Source organism: Priestia sp. SIMBA_032, from assembly GCF_046535215.1.
Taxonomy (GTDB): Bacteria; Bacillota; Bacilli; order Bacillales; family Bacillaceae_H; genus Priestia; species Priestia aryabhattai.
The window spans coordinates 1-244 of record NZ_JAWRXD010001366.1 but is presented as its reverse complement, the minus strand read 5'-3'; the positions used below and the strand labels follow the sequence as shown (position 1 = coordinate 244).

Below are 244 nucleotides of genomic sequence, written 5' to 3'. Positions count from 1 at the left end.
CGTCGCTCGCATTTTCGCTAGTGTTGACCGCGATCTGGGCGAGCCTGACCTTGTCGTGTTCAATGCCGGTGCTTTCGAGCGGGCCAACGTCCTCGACATTGATCCTGCCGATTTCGAGCGATGCTGGCGAGTTGGTTGTTTGGCGGGGTTGCTCGTTGCGCAGGCGGCCGCACGGCGGATGGTCGCGCGAGGAAATGGGACGATCCTGTTTTCCGGCGCGACTGCGGCGCTGCGCGGTAGCGCC

At 63.9% G+C, this 244-nt stretch carries 1 protein-coding gene; it reads left to right on the top strand.

Translation table 11 applies throughout. The features are described 5' to 3' along the window. Nucleotides 1-55 precede the first annotated feature (55 nt). Nucleotides 56-244 (top strand): hypothetical protein (locus tag SB717_RS38785; RefSeq protein ID WP_486360820.1); only part of this gene is annotated, 189 nt, incomplete at its 3' end.